Genomic DNA, 19480 nt, shown 5'->3' on the forward strand with positions numbered 1-19480 from the left:
ACAAGATGATGCGCTTTTGAATTGTATAGGGGAACGCTTTATGTATTATCCCTCGCCGACCTTCCCCTCATTCGAAAAGTCCCTGCTAAAATAACCCCGCAAAGAGTATCGGAAAGAAGTCCGACGCCTGAAGGGCGCTTTTGCAAAGCAAAAGTACTGAGAGTATCGGAAAGAAGTAAGGGCGCCTCGCAAAGAGGGGCGCTTTTGCGGAGCAAAAGTACGGAGTGACATGTAGCCTTTGAAGCTTATTCCGATTACTTTGCGGGGACCCCGGAAGTTTTTAATACCCCCACAAAGTGACGCATGACCTTCGAAGCTTATTCCGATTACTTTGCGGGGACCCCGGAAGTTTATACTTTCTAATATGTCAACAAAAAGCAGCCTCCCCAAGGAAGGCTGCTTCAAATTAAAAAAGTTACGCTTTATCACACTTCATCCGTGTCTTTGGCATTATCGCCGCAGATCGTTACTTCTACGGATTCAGTAAGAATATCCGCATAGCTGTACGAAACACGCTTAAATGTTTGCTGTTCTTGATCCAGCTTCACAATAAAAACAGAAGGGTACGTTTCTTCTAGCACACCCGTGCGCTCGACGGTCTTTCGGCGACCACCGTTAGCACGCAGTGATATTTTCTGACCTACATGAGCTTCGAGATTGCGTTTGATTTCCAACAGCGCATTTTTAGCCATTGTCGACGACCACCTCTTTCCTTGTCCATTATAACCTGAAAAGAGTTAATTTGTCAAATAAAATTTCAATTATAACAGCAACAATTTTATATTGTCAACGGATTTTTTTGCGATATTTTGGCATATTTCCGCATACAACCGATTAACAACAAAAAAACCTTAACCCGCAAAGCGGAATTAAGGTTTTTCTAGCTTTTTCGCCTACATGGCTGACGGCGTTACCTTCAGCTGTGACAAATCATTTAAACGCGGTAAGCCAATCCTGTAGCTCCCGCGTGTTTCGATGCCTCCGACACCTTGAGTGCCGCTGATCGTATTGTGCAGAACGTCCATCATGTTAATCGTATCCCTTACCGATGTAAAGGAAGCTTTGGCGGCCACGTACACAGGATCCAGCGCATGAATGAGAATGCGCCCCGGCGAGCTGGCGAAATTCGCTCCCGCTTGCAGCAGCGCCTCAAAGTGCGACTGGCAGGCACCGGCCACAATGGTCAGCGTATCGTAATGCCTTTCATACTGGCGGGCTACCTGAATCGCCGATACAAAATTTTGCGAATTTTTATAGCTGTTCAGACTATACAGATCATTATTCGGCCTATGCTTGAGTACCCCGTCATGACCGGTAATGACAACGATGTCCGGCCTCACTCTGGGCAAAAGCCGGTATAAGGCATCCGCCATCCCCGTTTCGTTCACGTAGTGGCCCTCTGCAGGTACTCGGAGCTGCTGATAAAGACTGAGACTCTTTTTTAAGTAATTTAAATCCCCATCGAGATGGAGAACTTTACCCGGAACCTCAAAATAAGATGGCTGCTCCATCATAGGCCAACTTCCGCCCAGGTCAGCCTGGTTACGCTCAGTCATTTCATCACGGTGGCGTTTCAACCTATTTAACGACTCGTTTGCTTTAATATTGGCCTTCTGGGATCTTTCACTAAGCGGTGCATACGGCACTTTCACAAGGTCATCCAGGGGCGAATCAGCCAACAGCCGAAACTCGGTCCCCTTGATCACAGCCAGATTGCTCCGCAGATCTTCTACTCGAAAAGCGATATCACCGCCATAAGATTTGCGGACGACCAGGTCTCCTACATTCATCACAACATCACCCCTACCCCATGTTATGGGCAAATCTCCCTAATGGTTCATCACTTTTGGGAAAATAAAGCGCAGCAAGCGCCTCCAAAGTTTTTTGTACCTGTGATGGAATGAATGACCTGGGATTTTTCCGGCACTACCGTAGTCCTGCTCCCAAAAGCACATTGCTAAGCGTTGCGAATTCCTGCAGGCTAAGGGTTTCCCCGCGACGCGAGGGTTCGATCCCGGCTTCACCAAGCAAAACCTCAAGACGCTCCCGGCCTTCTTTCGGGAAAAACCGTGTTTTGAGGTTGTTGGAAATCGTTTTGCGGCGCTGGGCAAAAGCAGCATGTACCACCTGGAAAAAGAAATTCTCATCATCGACCTGTACCGGCGGTTGCTCGCGTACCGTCAAACGAATGACGGCCGATTCCACATTCGGCTGCGGAATAAATACCGTCTTGGGCACAATGCAGACGAGTTCAGGGACGCTATAGTACTGTACGGCGATGCTGAGGCTGCCATAGTCCTTTGTTCCCGGCGAAGCCGCCATCCGCTCTGCGACCTCCTTTTGAATCATCACCACGATGTTCTCAAGCGGCAACTTCTCTTCCAGCAGCTTCATCAAAATCGGCGTCGTTACATAATACGGCAAATTGGCTACGACACTAACCTTGGATACATCCGCAAAATCCCGTTTAAACAAGGCCGCCAGATCGGTCTTCAGCACGTCCCCGTGGTGTATACGCACTTGAGGGTACGGCTCCAGCACCTCCTGAAGGATCGGTATCAGTCTTTGATCTATCTCGACGGCCGTTACGGCAGCGGCTTGCTGAGCCAGCTTCTCGGTCAGCGCCCCGATTCCAGGTCCGATTTCCAGTGCTCCTTTGCTGGAATCCAGGCCTGCAGCCTCGACGATTTTATTTAAAATATTTTGGTCAATTAGAAAGTTCTGCCCCAAGCTTTTCTTGAAGGAGAACCCATGGCGGTGAATAATCTCCTTCGTCCGCCTTGGCGTTGCGATTTCATCCATACTGTGCATCAACTTTCACCTTCCTCCTCCAAACGCGCCAATGCCTCTGCAAATTCCTCGCGCGTGATTTGAAAAACAGCCAGACGTTTGTAGAACTGCTTCCCGTTGCAATACCCGATGCCAAGTAGGTTGCCCATGATCATGCGTCTACGGGCCGCATCCTCGTGGACCAGCAGGCCTGCGGCCATCAAATCCTCCATATCGATTTGGCTCTCGGCGCCTTCATAAGACGTATGTACCCGGGAGAGCGCTTTTTGTATTGCCTCCGGAGAAGCGTTCTCCACACCGATGTCGCCTTTGCGCGTCGCGTCCACTTCCGGAATGAAGGCATGCTTGCAGCCGGGAACCTTGTTTGCAATAATTTTGCGGATCCGTTCCCCGGCATGATCGGGATCTGTCAACACAATGACTCCCCGGCGTTCCTGCGCTAGCGCAATCCGCTTCAAAATCCGGGCGTTAATGGCCGATCCTCCGGTTTCGATCGTATCGGCTTCCACCGCCCGCTTCACGGCCACTGTATCGTCCCGTCCTTCCACGACTATAACTTCTTTGATCATGTACTGGCTTCTTCCTTTCCAACAAGCTCATCCGTTTCATGACGTCATGTCTGACGAACAGCTACATAACAAAAAGAAGAGGAATGCTCCTCTTCTTTAGCATGACATTTTCATGATCATAATACTATAACATTAGAAAGATATTGTAAAACCAAATTAGAGGTTGTTCAAAAAGTTCGCTTTTGAACACGCACAATTAATTCAATTCAGGCTTCACCGGACCGATGACATATACCTTAAGACCGGATTTACGGCCAAAGTTATTGGCACGCTTCACGGAATCGTAATAAATATCGATTTTGTTGCCTTTGATCGCCCCGCCCGTATCTTCAGCGCGGCGGTAGCCTACGCCTTCAATGTATACCCACCAGCCAAGCGGAATCACTTTGGGGTCTACGGCGATGGTGCGCCCTTCGGTTACGCGTGTGCCTGTGGCGGTACGTGTTCCGATACCAGGCTCACCGGCGGAATAGGCAGTCATCGATACATGGATCATTTTTTTGTATTGAAAATTAGCACCGGCTTTGTTTGCGCGGTTATTGCTGCTGACCGCTTTGCTCGTTTTGACCGTGCTTGTGCTTGTCGGTTTGACGACTGCGGTTTGAACGACCACTGGAGCCGGCTTTTTGGTTCCTACAGCAACGACTTTATCAAGCGTCTTCGATTTTACTTCTTTGCCAACCATACGTTTAGAGACCATTTGGCCATCATGATACACCTTTTCGATATGTTGGACCATTACGCCCGGAGTACCCTTCTGGATGACACGGACCTCGCCTTTGGCCAGGCTAGGGTCAGAAGTTTTGATGACGCGGAAAGGCAAGCTTTCTTCGCGTTCAACGATCTGCTTGTTAATGCGCACGATGCGAATATCCGTTTTGTCTGTTACAGGTTCCGTCAACGCCGGTGTAATCTTATCGGTCTCCTTCAGCGCGACTCCCATTTCCTTGATGGCATCGCCAACGGTATCCTTGGTTGTGTACCAATTTTTGGTGGAGCCGTCCACCTTCAGTTGTACAGGAACGGCGCGATCGATAACCACCTTGTCTCCATCTTCAAGCGGCCCGCCTAGCGGCATGGATATCTGATCATGCGGCTTGACGCTGATCGCCTGTTCTTCCAGCACTTCTTGTAAAACAGATTTATGTGTCTGAATCGATTTCACTTGACCATCTACCACCAAGTACACCTGCTTGCGCGTTGATGTGTTGACAAGCAGCAAAATCATGATGGTGACCGCGATTGAAACGATAGCTGCAGTAGAGATTTGGCGCAAATTCTCATGCTTCCATCGCAATGCGTAAGACATGCTGGAGATTTTTGAATCATGGGTCTTCTCTGGTTGGAAAACGCCCACTTTCTCGATCCTCCTTACATAGTCCCGCCATTCTAGAGTTACGCATGAATGATTTGACGCGGACTATACTCAAATTTTTACAAGAACCCACAAGGATCATGAGTTCTTGCACCATGAACCCGTCTTTTTTTCATGATTTGTCACCTCCTGTTATACAACAGTATGATGATGCCTTCTCCTTTATTCAAAAACAAAAGAAGCCTGGTAAAGAGCTTATGAGGACTCTTTCGTGGCTTCCTGGGTGTCTGAATGTAGGAAAAGTAAATGCACGAAAACCTCTCTTTATGACGCTTACGAGGTTAGCTGTCGGGTTTGGGCGTAAAAGAGAGTCGCCCGATCCTCACCTGCCCGCTCATGGCGGACGGTTCCGGAATTCACCCCAAAGATTTCCAAACAGAAATCTAATACATAAGCCGGTGCCGGACTTAATCGACCTGCTTGATGTATTGGTTTCCCCGTTCTTTCGAGACCGAAAGATTCAGCGAGACTGATTCATGGAACTGCCGCAAACAAGATACTCCTTACAGCAGCTCTGACTCACTGACAAGATGATATCCTGTTTTGATGCATGTTGTAAAGCGGTAATCAACCACGTTTATTTGAATATATGGTTAAAAATTTGTAATATTCATCGTTTTTTTGGTTAAAATTCTTTAATGCTTCGCTCATTCTCATTTTTTCAGCTGTTTTTCTCCCGTTTTCAAACAATTCCAAATCGTTCCATCGCATTTCTGGTCGTTATTTGGGCAATTTCCTCTACTTCCACCCCTTTAATTTGGGCAGCGGCTTCCGCTACCAACCGGACGTTAGCTGACTCATTTCTCTTCCCGCGGTACGGGTGGGGAGTAAGGTAAGGTGAATCGGTTTCAATCAATAAACGGTCCATCGGCACTTGAGCAAGCACTTCTTTGGGTTGTCTCGCGTTTTTGAACGTGATCGGTCCCCCAAAGGATAGATGAAAGCCCATATTCAGGCATAATTTGGCCGTTTCCCAGCTTCCGGAATAGGAATGCATAACGCCTCCGACTTCACTGGCTTTTTCTTCACGCAAAATTTTGACGACATCCTCATGCGCATCCCGGTTATGGATGACAATCGGCATCTTCAGTTCACGTGCAAGGCCAATCTGCTGGCGCAAAACATGATGCTGTACTTCCTTGGGGGACGTGTCCCAGTAATAATCAAGTCCGATTTCGCCGATCGCGACGACCTTCTCATGACTGCATAAGGATGCAATCCACTCCAGATCGCCCTCTTTCATCGTAATCGCATCCTGCGGATGCCAGCCGACGGCGGCATAAATAAAATCATATGTTTCAGCCAGCTTCATCGTGGACGGAATGGTGTCCCGGTTAAAGCCCACATTGATCATACGGCTGACGCCGTTATCCAAAGCCCGCTGGATGGTCTCTTCGCGATCCTCGTCGAACTGCGGAGCATCCAGATGGGTATGAGTGTCGAATAAATTCATCGTGCTTAACTCCTTTCATGTCGCAAAACATAGTGTAATATTCGCGTCATATTTTGTCATTATCGCATACGAAAAACGTCTATCGTTGTACTTTCACAGAAGACAGACCGCTTTTAGCGGCAGTTTTCTTGCGATATAAGAAGCGTAGGTCGAAACTTACACTTTCTTATATCTTAAAAATACGGGATACCGGGTCGGAAAGAGAAGAAATGACGTCCTTCAGTTTGGATCCCGGATAATATAGATGGTACTTGCCGCGGTGAATGCCGCTGATAGATCGGACAATATCCGACACCTCTGAAATTTCACGCAGCCGTTCCTGACGGTCAAGGAGCAGAATTTGCTTTTGGCTGGAATCGTCACCCGGCCGAAATACATCGTACGGAAGATCCGTCGGAAAATCAATCTCGAGGTCATATTCAGGATGGAGTCCCACTCGTTTGAACTCGCTGCGAATCTTCTCAATCATGTTCGAATCCACCGATTCAACTTCTACATATTTATACAACTTGCGGTGCATAAAACGGCTGCACAGCTCCCGCAGCACGGAATCCTTTTCCCTTGTCCACTGCATAAACGCCATTTGGATCAGCGCCTCATCGAGCTGCAAATAATCCTGTACGGAAAGTTTGTCCTCAAATAGACCGGGAAGAGGTTCGATCATAAAGCCAAAGGAATAACCATCTTGATAAAGCTCCTTGGCACGACGGAAAATTTGCCGTAAAATAATTTCCGAACTACGGGTCACCGGATGAAAATATACTTGCCAGTACATCTGATACCTGGACATGAGGTAATCTTCCACCGCGTGCATGCCTGATTCTTTGACCACAATCCTTCCCTGATAAGGGCGGAGCATTCGTAGAATGCGGTCAATATCGATGGTTCCGTAATTTACGCCCGTATAATAGGCATCGCGCAGCAAATAATCCATCCGGTCGGCATCAAGTGGACTTGACACCAGATTCACCACGATGGGATTAACGTAATCCTTGGCAATGACCGACGCGACCTTGGAAGGAAAATCAGTGGATACCTCGGTTAAAATCTCATTCACTTCGGTGTCGCCCATAATGATTTTTCGGGTCCAATCTTCATGATCCATATGAAAAGCTTCTTCGATGGAATGGGAAAAAGGCCCGTGTCCCAGATCATGCAGCAGGGCCGCACAAAGCGTGAGCAGCTTTTCGCTGTTAGGCCAATCGGCATAACCGCTTCGCTCAAACTGCGAGATAATCCGGCGGGTAATCTCATACACGCCCAAGGAATGGGAGAATCGGCTGTGTTCCGCCCCATGAAATGTTAAATAGGAGGTGCCAAGCTGGCGAATTCGCCGCAGACGCTGAAATTCTACCGTATTAATAAGCCGCCAAATGGTGGAATGTTGAACATGAATATAATTATGTACCGGATCCTTGAATACTTTTTCTTCATTTAAGGTATGCATGGTCTTATTCATCCCCTTCTTTATGATTTAAAATTAAAACATTTTGAAATTTTTTCGACAATCATTGTCGAAACATGTCATTAAAGGTAGAAATAAAGGTTTCCAAATCGACATTATCCTTCCAACGTTATATAATGGGGGAGAATCTTGATATTAGTGATACTTACGGTATTCGTTCAATCTGTGCCTTTCCTGGTAACAAATTTTCAGGTTGACTGTTTTGGGAATCGTTGGTATTATTGATATCATAAAAGAGAGAACGTTGTCGAATTATGACATTATAAAACTATGGCGAGAGGAGCAATGATCAGTTATGATGAAATCAACTGGTATTGTAAGAAAAGTAGATGAACTGGGCCGGGTCGTTATTCCAATTGAATTGCGCCGCACTTTGGGCATCGGTGAAAAGGACGCATTGGAAATTTACGTGGACGGGGAGCGCATCATGCTCAAGAAATACGAACCGGCCTGCATCTTCTGTGGAAATGCTGAGAACGTAACTTATTTCAAAGGTAAAATTGTTTGCCATGATTGCATTTCCGAAATTCCTACACCTGTGACAAATTAAGATTTTTAGTATATAATAGTATTATTCTATTTGTTAATTCTAACCTTTTTCATATCTCCTTGGTGTCTCCTAGGCTATGAACCCGGCCTTTGGAGACATTTTTTTGCCTGTCACCCGGCTGCTGCCTATACACGGGGGCGCTATAAATCGCTATTCCCCCGCGTTCCTTCTATTTTCATCCCAAAATTCGTCTTTCAGACCTAAATTAATGCATTATAAACGTCCCGCTTCGAAACACCCCGGTCCCCTGCTGTTTTCTTCATGGCATCTTTGCGGGACAACCCTTCTGATTCATAATGTGCCACATGCTGCTCAAGGGTCAAATCCTTCCACCAGGAGGAAAGCTGTTCCTGCTCCTCTTGAAAGCTCGCGCCTTCCACTACCAAACAATACTCCCCTTGCGGCGGATGATCCTGAAGAAATGCCAAACATTCATCTATGCTGCCGCGGACAAATTCCTCATAACGTTTCGTCAGTTCTCTTGCCAAAGCTACCTTCCGGTTGCCAAGTACATCCTGAAGGATATTCAAGGTTTTGATTACCCGATGCGGCGATTCGTAAAACAACAACGTCCCTTGTGATGACCGGAATGCCCCGAGAATGGACTCGATTTCTTTACGTTCCCGCGGCAAAAAGCCGATAAAGGTAAATCTATCGGTTGGAAGGCCGGAAGCAATCAAAGCGGATAATGCGGCATTGGCTCCTGGAATTGGAATGACAGGGATTCCTTCCTCGACCGCAAGCTTCACCAGATCCGCTCCCGGGTCGGAAATCGCCGGCAAGCCGGCGTCACTGACGAGCGCTAAATTTTTTCCTTCTATTATATATCGTATTAGTTCAGGCCCGCTCGCGGCCTTATTATGCTCATGATAACTGAACAGCATCTGCGGGCTAATCTCGAAATGGGTCAGCAATTTGCGGGTCTGGCGCGTATCCTCCGCCGCAATAATATCGCATTCCTTAAGCGTCCGGATGGCCCGGAACGTGATGTCCTCCAAATTGCCGATCGGTGTGGCCACAAGATATAGCGCTCCCTTGCCACTGCCAGACTGCTCTTGAAAACTGCTTTGACACGTTAGACTCATACTTCTCCCTCTTCGGAACCGTAATATATTTTCATGATTTCCGGGCAATACCGGTTATTGTCATCGTAAACAATCAGCGGCGGCAAAAGCCTTACTTCCGGTTTGCCGTCCCGTATAGCTTCAATTAACACCATATTCGCTTCCAGATGTGCCCTTGGATGCACAAACCGAAGCCGTTTCGGCTCAAGCCGATACTGCCGCATCAATGCCATAATATCACCAAGCCGCTGCGGTTTATGTACCATATTTATCTTTCCGCCCGGCTTGACTAAACGGTAACAGGACTCGATCACTTCCTCCAAGGTGCAGCTGATCTCATGCCTCGCGATTGCCTGATGCCGGTTCAACTTAATATCGCTTCCGTTCAGCGGCATGTAAGGCGGATTTACCGTAACGGCATCATATACGCCATACCCCGTTTCCTTATACAGTTCCCTTAGATCACCTTCCCGGATCATGATTTTTTCCTGCAGCTCGTTCATGATCACACTTCGTTTTGCCATGCCTGCAAGCCGAGGCTGAATTTCTATCCCTTCGATCTGCGCCTTGGTGCGTGTGCTCAGCAGCAGTGGAATAACCCCGTTGCCTGTGCAAAGATCCATTATTTTCCCTTTGGATGGAATACCCGCAAAGCGGGCGAGAAGAACAGCATCCATCGAAAAGCTGAATACCTCATCGCTTTGAATAATTCGCAAATCATGGGTCAGCAGATCGTCAATACGTTCTGATGGTTCCAAAAGGCCATTCTCTTTATTCATCGGTTCCATTCCCTTTTATCCATAATCTTCATGTTATTTCCATTTATTATATACAATTACTCGCTTCAACAAGCAAATGATTTCGATTGAGGAATCACCGGGGCATTTCATAAGTCTCCCCATATCTGAAAAAAAACCGTAGGAGTCGCTCCTACGGCCTCATTTATTCAAAAAAGACAGGCAGAAAAGGCAATCGCCTTCCGTACGCAAATGTCCATAATACACATTGCAGATGTGAAAGCCTTCATGATAAAGCCTTGCCAAATTGTCGTATCCTTCCCCCACCACTTCATTTGGATGCTCATTCTTCATCGTGACATGCGGCTGGGGCAAAGGAGTTCCCTCTTCGGCAGGCAAAGCTTCCTTCAGTATTTTGCGGAGGTGTTCATTTTCTAACGTTAAGCGGTGATTCTCCTCCAACAGTTCTTTCATAATAAGCTTCATCTCACCCAGATCACTGTGGATCTGTCCCATTTGCGTTTCCATTTCTTGAATGTGTGCAAAAATACTTTTCTTTTCCAAGTCTCCACCCCGAAAGTAACCCTATTGGTCTACTTAATGACAACGTCATCCATTTGCAGTTCCTTGACCTTTCCGATCTCAAACAGCTGGACGTGAACGGAACGGTTTTCGGCGTTGATGCCAACCACTTTGCCTTCGCCCAAAGACGTGATGACGATTTTGCCTACCGATGGCAGTTCTTCCTTCACACTTTCGTAATTATCATGCTCAAATTTCAGACAGCACATAAGTCTTCCGCATAAACCGGAAATTTTGGTCGGATTCAGCGATAGGCTCTGGTCCTTCGCCATTTTGATGGATACCGGTTCGAAATCGCCGAGCCACGAGGAGCAGCAAAGGATGCGACCGCATGGGCCAATACCGCCCAACATCTTTGCTTCGTCCCGGACCCCGATTTGTCTGAGCTCGATCCGTGTCCGAAATATCCCGGCCAGATCTTTAACCAGCTCCCGGAAATCCACTCTTCCTTCGGCCGTAAAATAGAAAATGATCTTATTCCGGTCAAACGTAAATTCCACGTCCACCAGCTTCATTTTGAGCCCGTGATCGCGAATTTTATTTAAACAGGTGGTAAAAGCCTCTTTGGCAGCCCGCTTATTCTCTTCCACAATACGTGCGTCAGCGTCGCCGGCGATGCGGATCACCTTTTTCAGCGGCAATACCACATCGGCTTCCTGCACCTCTTTTTTTCCAACAACAACTTTACCATACTCGATTCCGCGCGCCGTTTCAACAATAACGCTATGATCCCTTTCGATCGGGAAATCGAGCGGGTCGAAGTAATATATTTTACCCGCTTTTTTAAAGCGGACTCCCACTACACTGTACAAAAACTAACCCCCTTGTATGCCAGAGAAAATTGGCTGGCCCTTGAAGCTATCCTTCCAAACCGATCAAAAATTGTTCAAGACAAAGTTGGCCGTTCACATTGTAGCGCAATTTTTTCCGGCACTCTGCGGCCATGTCCATATAGGAGACCCATTGTGCTGTGCTGCGGGATGAGGCATATGTGGATAAGAACTCCAACTGATCTATGAAAACGATACTTTCGTGCTTACCGTATTGTACGTAAAGCATATCTTTGAACCACAAATGAAACAAACTTAACAGTAAATCCAGATGATCGGAAAGTCCGGCTTTGAACACCTTCTGCCCTGCGGTCACCAGGGCGGAGCTGCCGCGTCCGAGAGCTTCCTTCCCTAATTGTAACACTACGTTTCTAATTTCTGCAAACCAATTCTGCTCAATCAATTCGCGGCAGCCGTCCAGTCCAGAGGATAGATGCACGGCACAGCGGGCAAGGAGCGGAGGGTGTCCCTCATCAACCAGCTGCTGCAGCATATGAGCCGGGTTCAATGAAAAAAAAGGAACAGTCTGGGCGCGCGATTGAATCGTCGGCAGCAATGCCTGTCCATTTTCGGTGATCAACACGGCAACAGCCGGCAGCGGAGGCTCCTCTAGAAACTTGAGCAAACTGTTGGCCGCCTGAACAGTCATGGTATCTGCATGATCAATAATATATACTTTCGGATTCTTCGATTCCGAACGATAGGAAAAGACCCGCTGCAGTTCGCGGATCTGATCTATTTTAATGGAAGAACCGTCGGGAGCGAGGAGATGAAGATCGGGGTGATTGCCGTGCTCTACCTTTCGGCATTCGAGACAATGTCCGCAGGCGTCATCTTTGCTTTCGGTACAAAACAGTGCTTGCGCAAAGGCAAGCGCCGTCTTCATCTGCCCACTCCCGGCGGGTCCGCTGAAAATGTAAGCATGGCTGACGGAATCGCTGCGAAGCGCATTTTGCAATAGCTTCTTCGCCGCATCCTGTCCCATAATATCCTGAAAAGACATATTTCCTCTCTTCCTTAAGACCAGCAATGATGGCCCGAGTGATTGCTTCCATGCTTTAGTGTATCACACTAAAGATGATTATGTTCATTCCTATTTCTTCAAAACGCAAGATTGATCAGCATTCCTCGGATTTCGCCGATGCGCTGCAGCAGTTCAATTTTCCCCTGTTCGCTTTCCAGCAAATCATCGGCCATCCCCAGCAAAGCGGCGTCAATTTCATCAATTAATTTATAGCGTTTTCCCCGTCCGCGCCGGTCCCAGCCCCTCGCTTCCTTCATGGTAACGCCGCGCCTTACGGTATCTTCCAAAAACCGTTTTACCATCATGCGATAAGCTTTAAGCTCGCGGATGGTCATGGAACGGGCCAAGCGGTCTCCTTGCATTTGAATTTCCTTGAAACGCCTGTCGAGTTCCTCACTGGAAGCATTCTGCGTCTGCTGCTGCATCACATCAAGGAAGGATTTTTGCTGTACGGGTTTGGTTGAGCCATCCGTTACCGGAAGTTCGCTTTTAATGGGTCTAAACCCCGGATTGATTTTCACGATAATCTCCTGCCTTTATTGCCGGGAATGGTTGATTCTGATATCGATAATGGGTCATTCAATAAACCCGGACCTTCAAATGATTATATTTTCGAATAGACCAAGCGATTAGAAATGTTCGAACCGGTCAACCGGAAGTACGAATACGGTAGCCCCGCCCACCTGAACTTCTACGGGAAGAGGCAAATAAGAATCTGTCGTACCACTCATCGGCGTAACCGGAGTTACAAGCTGCTCCCTGACTTTACAACTGCTGCGGATGACGTTCAAAACAGCTTCAACCTGACTATCGTCCACCCCAATCATAAATGTGGTGTTTCCTGCGCGAAGAAACCCGCCGGTACTTGCCAGCTTGGTTGCCCGAAAATTCGCCTTGACCAGTCCTGCCGACAAACGGTTGCTGTCTTTATCCTGTATAATCGCAACGATCAGTTTCATCCTGCATTCCCTCCTCTTTAATTTTCAACTTGCCAAAATATCCATCAGGACTATAGCAACATTACGTTTCCAGACTTTTTCCGGGTGATATACCAGATACAATAGATATAAGTTGAATCAATATGAATTAAACGGATGAAGGCAGCCGGGTGATCAAAATCCGCTCACAAAGCATATGCTTACGACGCTGGCTTCCCTGCGGAAAGCTTTTAGGCAAACGCGGCAATTGCTTCCGAAGCAGCTTTTTCAAAAAGCCTTCAACTTCTCCGCAAATCTTTCTCCTAAGTTCAATATTCTAAAATGGTTCTTCTTCGATATTGAACCCTCTCGGCATATTCCTTATCCTTTTCACTCATTCAACTGATATAGCCCGAACGTATTATGTCTCGGTCCATCTATTGTTTCTAATCTTTGAATATCATATTGCGATTCGTATCGAAAGTCGAAAACGAACGCGCTGCCTCGTCCCAAGGTGCAAGCTATACCTTACTTATTTGACAAAGATCATCAAAAATCCTTTAAAATACGTTCTTCCAGACTACGAATAATGTCCCGTTCGACATTTTCAATCGTCTGTGAGGCATCAATAACCACGATCCGATCCGGAAAGCGCTCCACAAGTTTCATGTAGCCTTCCCGCACTTTATGATGAAAGGGCAGTCCTTCCAGATCCAAGCGGTTTACCTCCCGTTCCTTGCTGGCGGCAATGCGTGCCATTCCAATCTCCGGCTCGATATCAAGGTAAAAGGTGAGCTGAGGCATTCGGTCATGGATCGCAAATTGATTGATGCTCCATACCTGATCCACTCCGATTCCCCGAGCATACCCCTGATAAACGAGGCTGCTGTCCACAAACCGGTCACACAGCACCAATTTGCCTTCGGCCAGCGCCGGTTCGACCCGTTCCGCCAAATGCTGGCTTCGCGAAGCCGCATACAGCAAAGCCTCGGTACGAGCATCCATCGCCGTGTGACTGGGATTCAATATAATCTCGCGGATTTTCTCGGCGATTTCAATTCCTCCAGGCTCGCGTGTAATAATATGCGGAATCGGGCGGTTTTCCAAATAGGTTTTTAGTCTATCGATGACTGTCGTTTTTCCGGATCCATCTCCTCCCTCCAGCGTTACGAATATCCCCTGGCTCTTATTCATTCCATATTCTCCTGTTCTGGTGTTTTGTATACAAGTATCGTGCCGAGTTTCGGATCCTGTGCACCCTGACATTTAGCCCCGGCCTTTGCAAGTCCTTGCAGCCCGCAAGCCGCCGTTTCGGTTATTCGCTCTCCCGGATAGAGGATCGGTATGCCCGGCGGATACGGAATGATCATTTCGGCCGCTATTCTGCCCGAACTGGATTGAAGCGAAACTGCTTCCACCTCATCCGGCTTCAGGGGGATCAAGTTGAAGGATACAGGCTCTGAAAAATCGGTCCCGGCAAAATTGTTCCACGTGGAAAATTCGACAAAATCACTTTTTTCGTTCTTTACAGCTGGAGAGCTTTGACCAGGGTTGCTGACCGCATTTGCCTTTGCTGACGGTAAAGGCTGGGCATTCGCCTTCTCTACAGATATATGCGCAAGAGCCGCCAAAAGGTGACGGGTATCCTCTTCCGTCGACCCTAAACTGTAGAGCAGGACCACGTACCGGTCATCGCTCATTTCAGGTATGCAGCCGCAGGCTTCCAGCCTCCGCTGCAGCTCGTAGCCGCTCAGGACCCCGGTGCGGTCATATATGACCACCTTGAAGGGGTCCTGCGTTGTATACGCCGCCGAGGCCGCGCCGGCGGCTGCATCACGCTGCTGCTCCTGCGGGTGCAGCAGCCCAAAGCGCGGCAGCTCCGCCAGGCCGCGCTTTAGTGCTTCCACGGCGGCAAGCCCCGCCGTGAAAGCCGCGGCGCCCTGCATATGCAGGAGGCGCCGCGCCAGGTCCAGCGAGCCCATCACGGGATACGATGGGCTCGAGCTTTGCACCATGGCGAGCCGCTGGCGGAGCAGTCCGCGGTTTATGCGCGGACCCTGCACATGCAGCATGGCTCCCATGGTGAGCGCGGCCAGCATCTTGTGCGTCGACTGCACGACGACGTCCGCGCCGCTGGCCAATGCGCTTGCGGGCAGCTGTGGATGCTGCCCGTAATGGGCGCCGTGCGCTTCGTCTACCAGCAGCGGCACACCGTGCCGGTGGCAGACTTTCGCAAGCGGCGCCAAATCCGTTCCCATGCCGTAGTAATTCGGCATGGTGATGAGCACGCCTTTGGCCGCCGGATACGCGGCTAATGCGGCAGCAATTGCTTCGGCTGCGGGCGCCGTCGCAAGCCCGCTGCCTTCATCGAGCTGCGGCTGCAGAAATACCGCCTTCGCACCCGCTAGCATCAAACCATTCAATACGGACTTATGTACGTTCCGCTGCACCAACAAAATATCTCCCGGATGTGCACATACCGTCAAAATCATCGCCAGATTACCGGATGTACTGCCCCCCACCAGAAAGAAACTGTCCTCTGCACCGAAACATTCCGCCGCCAATCGCTGCGCATCACGGATGATACCTTCCGGATGATGAAGATCATCTGTGCCGGTAATTTCCGTTACATCCGCTTCCATGATCTGTTCCAGGAAACCTGCCCCTCCATGTGGGGCATAGGCTCTGCCTTTTTTATGCCCCGGTACATGAAAGGAAGCCTGTCTGCTGCTTTTATATTGATATAACGCCTCATACAAAGGCGCATGATCTTTTCGCCCTTTTTCTCGATCCATCACTTATTCGATTCCTTCCGGTTCAATCTTCTACCCTATTTTAACGTATATTGAACCATCCGGCTAATAGAAAGGACTTGTGCCTTCGACACTTTTTACGAAGTACATATCGCCATCAACGGCATTTTTCATTTTCGCCGTGAACAAAAAAGGGCAAGCATTCAGCCGGCCCCTCCTTCTTCCACAAATAGGTGCAGAAGCATAAGTATTCACTATTGGGAATTGCAAGACATTTTGGTTCAAACATGTGTCTGCATGCTGATTTGTCTCATTTGATGAATAAAATAATTATATTTTGCATCACCGGCATCCGTATGAACCATTTCAGATTCACAATCCTCGCAAATAAACTGAGACAGGATTGTAATACCTTCTGTTTTCGTTAGCCCGCAGATAATACAGACGTGTTCGGTATGATCTTCCATCAACCATCCCACCTTGTTTCTTTGATTACTATGAAGTATGGCTCATTTTCTATTATTTTAAACCCTTTCATAGTTGTTTCATATCTCTTATGACCTACATCATTCATATTCAGCTGAGACTTTACGCGTGTTTGTACCGAAAAACTTAAAAAAAAACTATCAAACAGCCGATATATGAAATAAAGACCGTAAGGGGGACAGCTTTTTCTATGGCTGATGAAAATAATACTAACGCTACCTTTTATCACTATAAATTAATTAAAAGGATTCCTGTCACGCGGCTTTTGGTCCGCTGCTACCTCCTTCTTCCCTATATCGCATTGATAGCAGAAATATTTCTGTTCTCCTGGATGAGTATGTTCTATTTTACGTTGGCAGCACCGCTCGTCTTATGGATTCATTATGTTATCTCGCGGTCGGTATTGCTATTATCCGGATCCTCTTATCACAAACGGTGGAAATTTTCCATGCAACTACCTTGGATTGGATATATCACCGATCAACACATCAGTTTCCGGTTATTTCGCAAGGTGTATACATATATTACGGGTGTCGGCCTTCTGCTCTTTCTCATTTTTATGTTTTTGTCTCCCCTTGCCTTTGTGGTATCTTTGCTGTTTTGGCATTTCTGGCTGCTGCTTCCGCGCTTTTACGCTTATGCACGACTTGCCGGACTACGCAAGGATGGCATGATCAAATTCAACAATCAGGATATCTCCTATTATAAACAATGATATCGACACATTTGACTTATCCACAAAACGGCTTCCGATTCGTCGTTGTGTCCTTCTGCACACAGGTTAGAAACGCCAGAAGGCTCGACCTACTTCGCCAGCCGGACATCGCACCATGTATAAGTCGCACATCTAAAATAACCCCACAAAGTGACGTGTAGCCTTTGAAGCTTATTCCGATTACTTTGCGGGGACCCCGGAAGTTTATACTTTATGATATGTTAAAAAAAGACCTGCATCCACAGATGCGGGTCTTTATGGTTTTGTTGAGTCACTGCTTTTCACGGCCGCCTTGCCTTTCGGAAGGACGGTCACCGTAAAATAGTTATCATGAATTGTTAAATGAACGATTCGATTTTGTTTTTCAAATACTTTGGAAGTCCCCTCGGATTCTTCTTCGTTTTCTTTCCATCCCCACTCTTTGATTTTTTCCAAATAAGCTTCGGGGAAAGTGTCACTTTCCTTCAGGCCATCCATTGAATATCGGACATAATCTATTTTATTGTTACCTACATTACGATCAGTTCGATTTGCTTCCTTTGGCACGGGAAAAGTCTTCTCATTCGCTGCACCATCAAAAGATGTCCAGGACGGCTGAGACTTACCACACCCTACGAGCAAAATAGTGACGATACCCAACAAAAGAAGAGCATGCAGCCAAGATCGTTTGCGCATGTATGTCCTCCTTCTTCCAAGATCGTTTCCTATAAATACTTAAACGCACCTCCTGACATGTACACTCCATATTATACTTACTACTTTTAGCCTGCTGGTAACAAAAATGTCACTTTATAAAGCTCAATTTAAAGCGGACTATTAACAATTTCAATCATAATTCCGAGATGCAAAATACCTCCCTGAGTCATTCCAATCATAAAACATCGTATCTCCTTCTCTTATCGGAAGTTCAACTTTCAATAAAAAAGTCTTCTGTCTGTGTAAAATAAAAAAACCACCGTCGATTATACATCAACAGTGGTCCTTCGCTTGGCAACGTCCTACTCTCCCAGGACCCTTCGGTCCAAGTACCATCGGCGCTGGAGGGCTTAACGGTCGTGTTCGGGATGGGTACGCGTGGAACCCCTCCGCCATCGCCACCAAACGATTCAAGTGTTTGATCACCTGAAAACTAGATACGAAACGTTTTGCGTTTTAATTCTCCGTAGCATTTCCCGGTTTTAAATCCCGGGGCCCCGAAAAGTAATCGGAATCATCCGCGAAGCATACGCTTCACTTTTTGGGGTATTTTTTAGGATAAGCCCTCGACCGATTAGTATTGGTCAGCTCCATGCATTGCTGCACTTCCACCTCCAACCTATCTACCTCGTCGTCTTCAAGGGGTCTTACTAGTTGGGAAATCTCATCTTGAGGGGGGCTTCACGCTTAGATGCTTTCAGCGCTTATCCCTTCCGTACGTAGCTACCCAGCCATGCTCCTGGCGGAACAACTGGTGCACCAGCGGTACGTCCATCCCGGTCCTCTCGTACTAAGGACAGCTCCTCTCAAATTTCCTACGCCCACGACAGATAGGGACCGAACTGTCTCACGACGTTCTGAACCCAGCTCGCGTACCGCTTTAATGGGCGAACAGCCCAACCCTTGGGACCTACTTCAGCCCCAGGATGCGATGAGCCGACATCGAGGTGCCAAACCTCCCCGTCGATGTGGACTCTTGGGGGAGATAAGCCTGTTATCCCCAGGGTAGCTTTTATCCGTTGAGCGATGGCCCTTCCATGCGGTACCACCGGATCACTAAGCCCGACTTTCGTCCCTGCTCGACTTGTAGGTCTCGCAGTCAAGCTCCCTTCTGCCTTTGCACTCTTCGAATGATTTCCAACCATTCTGAGGGAACCTTGGGGCGCCTCCGTTACTCTTTAGGAGGCGACCGCCCCAGTCAAACTGCCCACCTGACACTGTCCCCGCACCGGATTACGGTACCAGGTTAGAACCTAGATACGATCAGGGTGGTATCCCAACGGCGCCTCCACCTAAGCTGGCGCTCAGGCTTCTTAGGCTCCCACCTATCCTGTACAGATCGTACCCAAATCCAATATCAAGCTGCAGTAAAGCTCCATGGGGTCTTTCCGTCTTGTCGCGGGTAACCTGCATCTTCACAGGTATTAAAATTTCACCGGATCTCTCGTTGAGACAGCGCCCAAGTCGTTACGCC

20 protein-coding genes, 2 rRNA genes and 1 riboswitch (1 of these 23 cut by a window edge) are annotated in these 19480 nt (G+C 47.8%); of the genes, 2 read left to right on the forward strand and 20 right to left on the reverse strand.

Features of this window, described 5'->3' with window-relative positions; genetic code table 11:
- Positions 1-425: 425 nt before the first annotated feature.
- From veg to L6442_RS32340, 7 genes are all read right to left on the reverse strand, one after another.
- Positions 426-692: a biofilm formation stimulator Veg gene (veg, locus tag L6442_RS32310; RefSeq protein WP_194234432.1), complete on the reverse strand. Its 267-nt coding sequence runs from the start codon at positions 690-692 to the stop codon at positions 426-428.
- 201 nt (positions 693-893) lie between these two features.
- Positions 894-1790 (reverse strand): sporulation peptidase YabG, encoded by an 897-nt coding sequence (gene yabG, locus L6442_RS32315; protein WP_212980921.1) that lies wholly within the window; start codon positions 1788-1790, stop codon positions 894-896.
- Between the two features lie 136 nt (positions 1791-1926).
- Positions 1927-2811, reverse strand: a complete 885-nt coding sequence (gene rsmA / locus L6442_RS32320) for a 16S rRNA (adenine(1518)-N(6)/adenine(1519)-N(6))-dimethyltransferase RsmA (protein ID WP_272880365.1) — start codon at positions 2809-2811, stop codon at positions 1927-1929.
- Complete coding sequence (gene rnmV / locus L6442_RS32325) at positions 2811-3359, reverse strand: ribonuclease M5 (protein WP_212980922.1); 549 nt, start codon at positions 3357-3359, stop codon at positions 2811-2813. Before rnmV ends, rsmA begins: the two co-directional genes overlap by 1 nt.
- A gap of 196 nt (positions 3360-3555) precedes the next feature.
- Complete coding sequence (locus L6442_RS32330; RefSeq protein ID WP_212980923.1) at positions 3556-4716, reverse strand: resuscitation-promoting factor; 1161 nt, start codon at positions 4714-4716, stop codon at positions 3556-3558.
- A gap of 273 nt (positions 4717-4989) precedes the next feature.
- Positions 4990-5210, reverse strand: a riboswitch (cyclic di-AMP (ydaO/yuaA leader).
- Between the two features lie 206 nt (positions 5211-5416).
- Positions 5417-6187, reverse strand: coding sequence for a TatD family hydrolase (locus L6442_RS32335; RefSeq protein ID WP_212980924.1), 771 nt, complete (start codon positions 6185-6187; stop codon positions 5417-5419).
- Positions 6188-6353: 166 nt separating this feature from the next.
- Entirely contained in the window at positions 6354-7634 is a 1281-nt protein-coding gene (locus L6442_RS32340) for an HD domain-containing protein (RefSeq protein ID WP_212980925.1), read from the reverse strand.
- A gap of 313 nt (positions 7635-7947) precedes the next feature.
- Here L6442_RS32340 and L6442_RS32345 point away from each other — a divergent pair, with 313 nt between their 5' ends.
- Positions 7948-8202 carry an AbrB/MazE/SpoVT family DNA-binding domain-containing protein gene (locus tag L6442_RS32345; protein WP_036712714.1) on the forward strand — a complete coding sequence of 85 codons (255 nt, stop codon included), beginning with the start codon at positions 7948-7950 and terminating at the stop codon, positions 8200-8202.
- A 200-nt stretch (positions 8203-8402) separates the two neighbouring features.
- Here L6442_RS32345 and rsmI read toward each other — a convergent pair whose 3' ends face one another.
- From rsmI to L6442_RS32395, 10 genes are all read right to left on the reverse strand, one after another.
- Positions 8403-9287: a 16S rRNA (cytidine(1402)-2'-O)-methyltransferase gene (rsmI, locus tag L6442_RS32350; protein WP_212980926.1), complete on the reverse strand. Its 885-nt coding sequence runs from the start codon at positions 9285-9287 to the stop codon at positions 8403-8405.
- Complete coding sequence (locus tag L6442_RS32355) at positions 9284-10045, reverse strand: tRNA1(Val) (adenine(37)-N6)-methyltransferase (protein WP_212980927.1); 762 nt, start codon at positions 10043-10045, stop codon at positions 9284-9286. The genes rsmI and L6442_RS32355 overlap by 4 nt, the downstream gene beginning before the upstream one ends.
- Positions 10046-10204: 159 nt before the next feature.
- Positions 10205-10567 (reverse strand): DNA replication initiation control protein YabA, encoded by a 363-nt coding sequence (yabA, locus tag L6442_RS32360; RefSeq protein ID WP_212980928.1) that lies wholly within the window; start codon positions 10565-10567, stop codon positions 10205-10207.
- A gap of 29 nt (positions 10568-10596) precedes the next feature.
- Positions 10597-11397, reverse strand: coding sequence for a PSP1 domain-containing protein (locus L6442_RS32365; protein WP_194234441.1), 801 nt, complete (start codon positions 11395-11397; stop codon positions 10597-10599).
- Between the two features lie 46 nt (positions 11398-11443).
- Entirely contained in the window at positions 11444-12418 is a 975-nt protein-coding gene (gene holB, locus L6442_RS32370) for a DNA polymerase III subunit delta' (RefSeq protein ID WP_212980929.1), read from the reverse strand.
- A gap of 98 nt (positions 12419-12516) precedes the next feature.
- The gene (locus tag L6442_RS32375) at positions 12517-12960 is read right to left on the reverse strand and encodes a YaaR family protein (protein ID WP_212980930.1); all 444 of its coding nucleotides are present in this window, start codon (positions 12958-12960) and stop codon (positions 12517-12519) included.
- 108 nt (positions 12961-13068) lie between these two features.
- Positions 13069-13398 carry a cyclic-di-AMP receptor gene (locus tag L6442_RS32380; RefSeq protein WP_194234444.1) on the reverse strand — a complete coding sequence of 110 codons (330 nt, stop codon included), beginning with the start codon at positions 13396-13398 and terminating at the stop codon, positions 13069-13071.
- A 507-nt stretch (positions 13399-13905) separates the two neighbouring features.
- Positions 13906-14550, reverse strand: a complete 645-nt coding sequence (gene tmk / locus L6442_RS32385) for a dTMP kinase (protein ID WP_212980931.1) — start codon at positions 14548-14550, stop codon at positions 13906-13908.
- Positions 14547-16151, reverse strand: coding sequence for an aminotransferase class I/II-fold pyridoxal phosphate-dependent enzyme (locus tag L6442_RS32390; protein WP_212980932.1), 1605 nt, complete (start codon positions 16149-16151; stop codon positions 14547-14549). The genes tmk and L6442_RS32390 overlap by 4 nt, the downstream gene beginning before the upstream one ends.
- Positions 16152-16390: 239 nt before the next feature.
- Positions 16391-16576, reverse strand: coding sequence for a sigma factor G inhibitor Gin (locus L6442_RS32395; RefSeq protein WP_194234447.1), 186 nt, complete (start codon positions 16574-16576; stop codon positions 16391-16393).
- A 467-nt stretch (positions 16577-17043) separates the two neighbouring features.
- On the opposite strand from L6442_RS32395, the gene L6442_RS33020 reads away from it, so the two are divergent.
- A complete protein-coding gene (locus L6442_RS33020) occupies positions 17044-17310 on the forward strand; it encodes a hypothetical protein (protein ID WP_228101445.1) in 267 nt (88 codons plus the stop codon).
- A 255-nt stretch (positions 17311-17565) separates the two neighbouring features.
- Here the strand turns inward: L6442_RS33020 and L6442_RS32405 are convergent, their stop codons facing one another.
- The 3 genes from L6442_RS32405 to L6442_RS32415 form a co-directional block, all read right to left on the reverse strand.
- Entirely contained in the window at positions 17566-17985 is a 420-nt protein-coding gene (locus L6442_RS32405; RefSeq protein ID WP_194234449.1) for a hypothetical protein, read from the reverse strand.
- 310 nt (positions 17986-18295) lie between these two features.
- Positions 18296-18412 (reverse strand): 5S ribosomal RNA (rrf, locus tag L6442_RS32410).
- A gap of 148 nt (positions 18413-18560) precedes the next feature.
- Positions 18561-19480 (reverse strand): 23S ribosomal RNA (locus tag L6442_RS32415); it runs 2008 nt beyond the window's last position.

It is taken from the genome of Paenibacillus azoreducens (genome assembly GCF_021654775.1).
Classification (GTDB): Bacteria; Bacillota; Bacilli; order Paenibacillales; family Paenibacillaceae; genus Paenibacillus_AQ; species Paenibacillus_AQ azoreducens.

What these genes read in the sequence shown, in the direction of transcription:
- veg (WP_194234432.1), bottom strand. Translation starts at nt 692, where the DNA reads ATGGCTAAAAATGCGCTGTTGGAAATCAAACGCAATCTCGAAGCTCAT.
- yabG (WP_212980921.1), bottom strand. Translation starts at nt 1,790, where the DNA reads ATGAATGTAGGAGACCTGGTCGTCCGCAAATCTTATGGCGGTGATATC.
- rsmA (WP_272880365.1), bottom strand. Translation starts at nt 2,811, where the DNA reads ATGCACAGTATGGATGAAATCGCAACGCCAAGGCGGACGAAGGAGATT.
- rnmV (WP_212980922.1), bottom strand. Translation starts at nt 3,359, where the DNA reads ATGATCAAAGAAGTTATAGTCGTGGAAGGACGGGACGATACAGTGGCC.
- L6442_RS32335 (WP_212980924.1), bottom strand. Translation starts at nt 6,187, where the DNA reads ATGAATTTATTCGACACTCATACCCATCTGGATGCTCCGCAGTTCGAC.
- L6442_RS32340 (WP_212980925.1), bottom strand. Translation starts at nt 7,634, where the DNA reads ATGCATACCTTAAATGAAGAAAAAGTATTCAAGGATCCGGTACATAAT.
- L6442_RS32345 (WP_036712714.1), top strand. Translation starts at nt 7,948, where the DNA reads ATGATGAAATCAACTGGTATTGTAAGAAAAGTAGATGAACTGGGCCGG.
- rsmI (WP_212980926.1), bottom strand. Translation starts at nt 9,287, where the DNA reads ATGAGTCTAACGTGTCAAAGCAGTTTTCAAGAGCAGTCTGGCAGTGGC.
- L6442_RS32355 (WP_212980927.1), bottom strand. Translation starts at nt 10,045, where the DNA reads ATGAATAAAGAGAATGGCCTTTTGGAACCATCAGAACGTATTGACGAT.
- holB (WP_212980929.1), bottom strand. Translation starts at nt 12,418, where the DNA reads ATGTCTTTTCAGGATATTATGGGACAGGATGCGGCGAAGAAGCTATTG.
- L6442_RS32380 (WP_194234444.1), bottom strand. Translation starts at nt 13,398, where the DNA reads ATGAAACTGATCGTTGCGATTATACAGGATAAAGACAGCAACCGTTTG.
- tmk (WP_212980931.1), bottom strand. Translation starts at nt 14,550, where the DNA reads ATGAATAAGAGCCAGGGGATATTCGTAACGCTGGAGGGAGGAGATGGA.
- L6442_RS32390 (WP_212980932.1), bottom strand. Translation starts at nt 16,151, where the DNA reads ATGGATCGAGAAAAAGGGCGAAAAGATCATGCGCCTTTGTATGAGGCG.
- L6442_RS32395 (WP_194234447.1), bottom strand. Translation starts at nt 16,576, where the DNA reads ATGGAAGATCATACCGAACACGTCTGTATTATCTGCGGGCTAACGAAA.
- L6442_RS33020 (WP_228101445.1), top strand. Translation starts at nt 17,044, where the DNA reads ATGCAACTACCTTGGATTGGATATATCACCGATCAACACATCAGTTTC.
- L6442_RS32405 (WP_194234449.1), bottom strand. Translation starts at nt 17,985, where the DNA reads ATGCGCAAACGATCTTGGCTGCATGCTCTTCTTTTGTTGGGTATCGTC.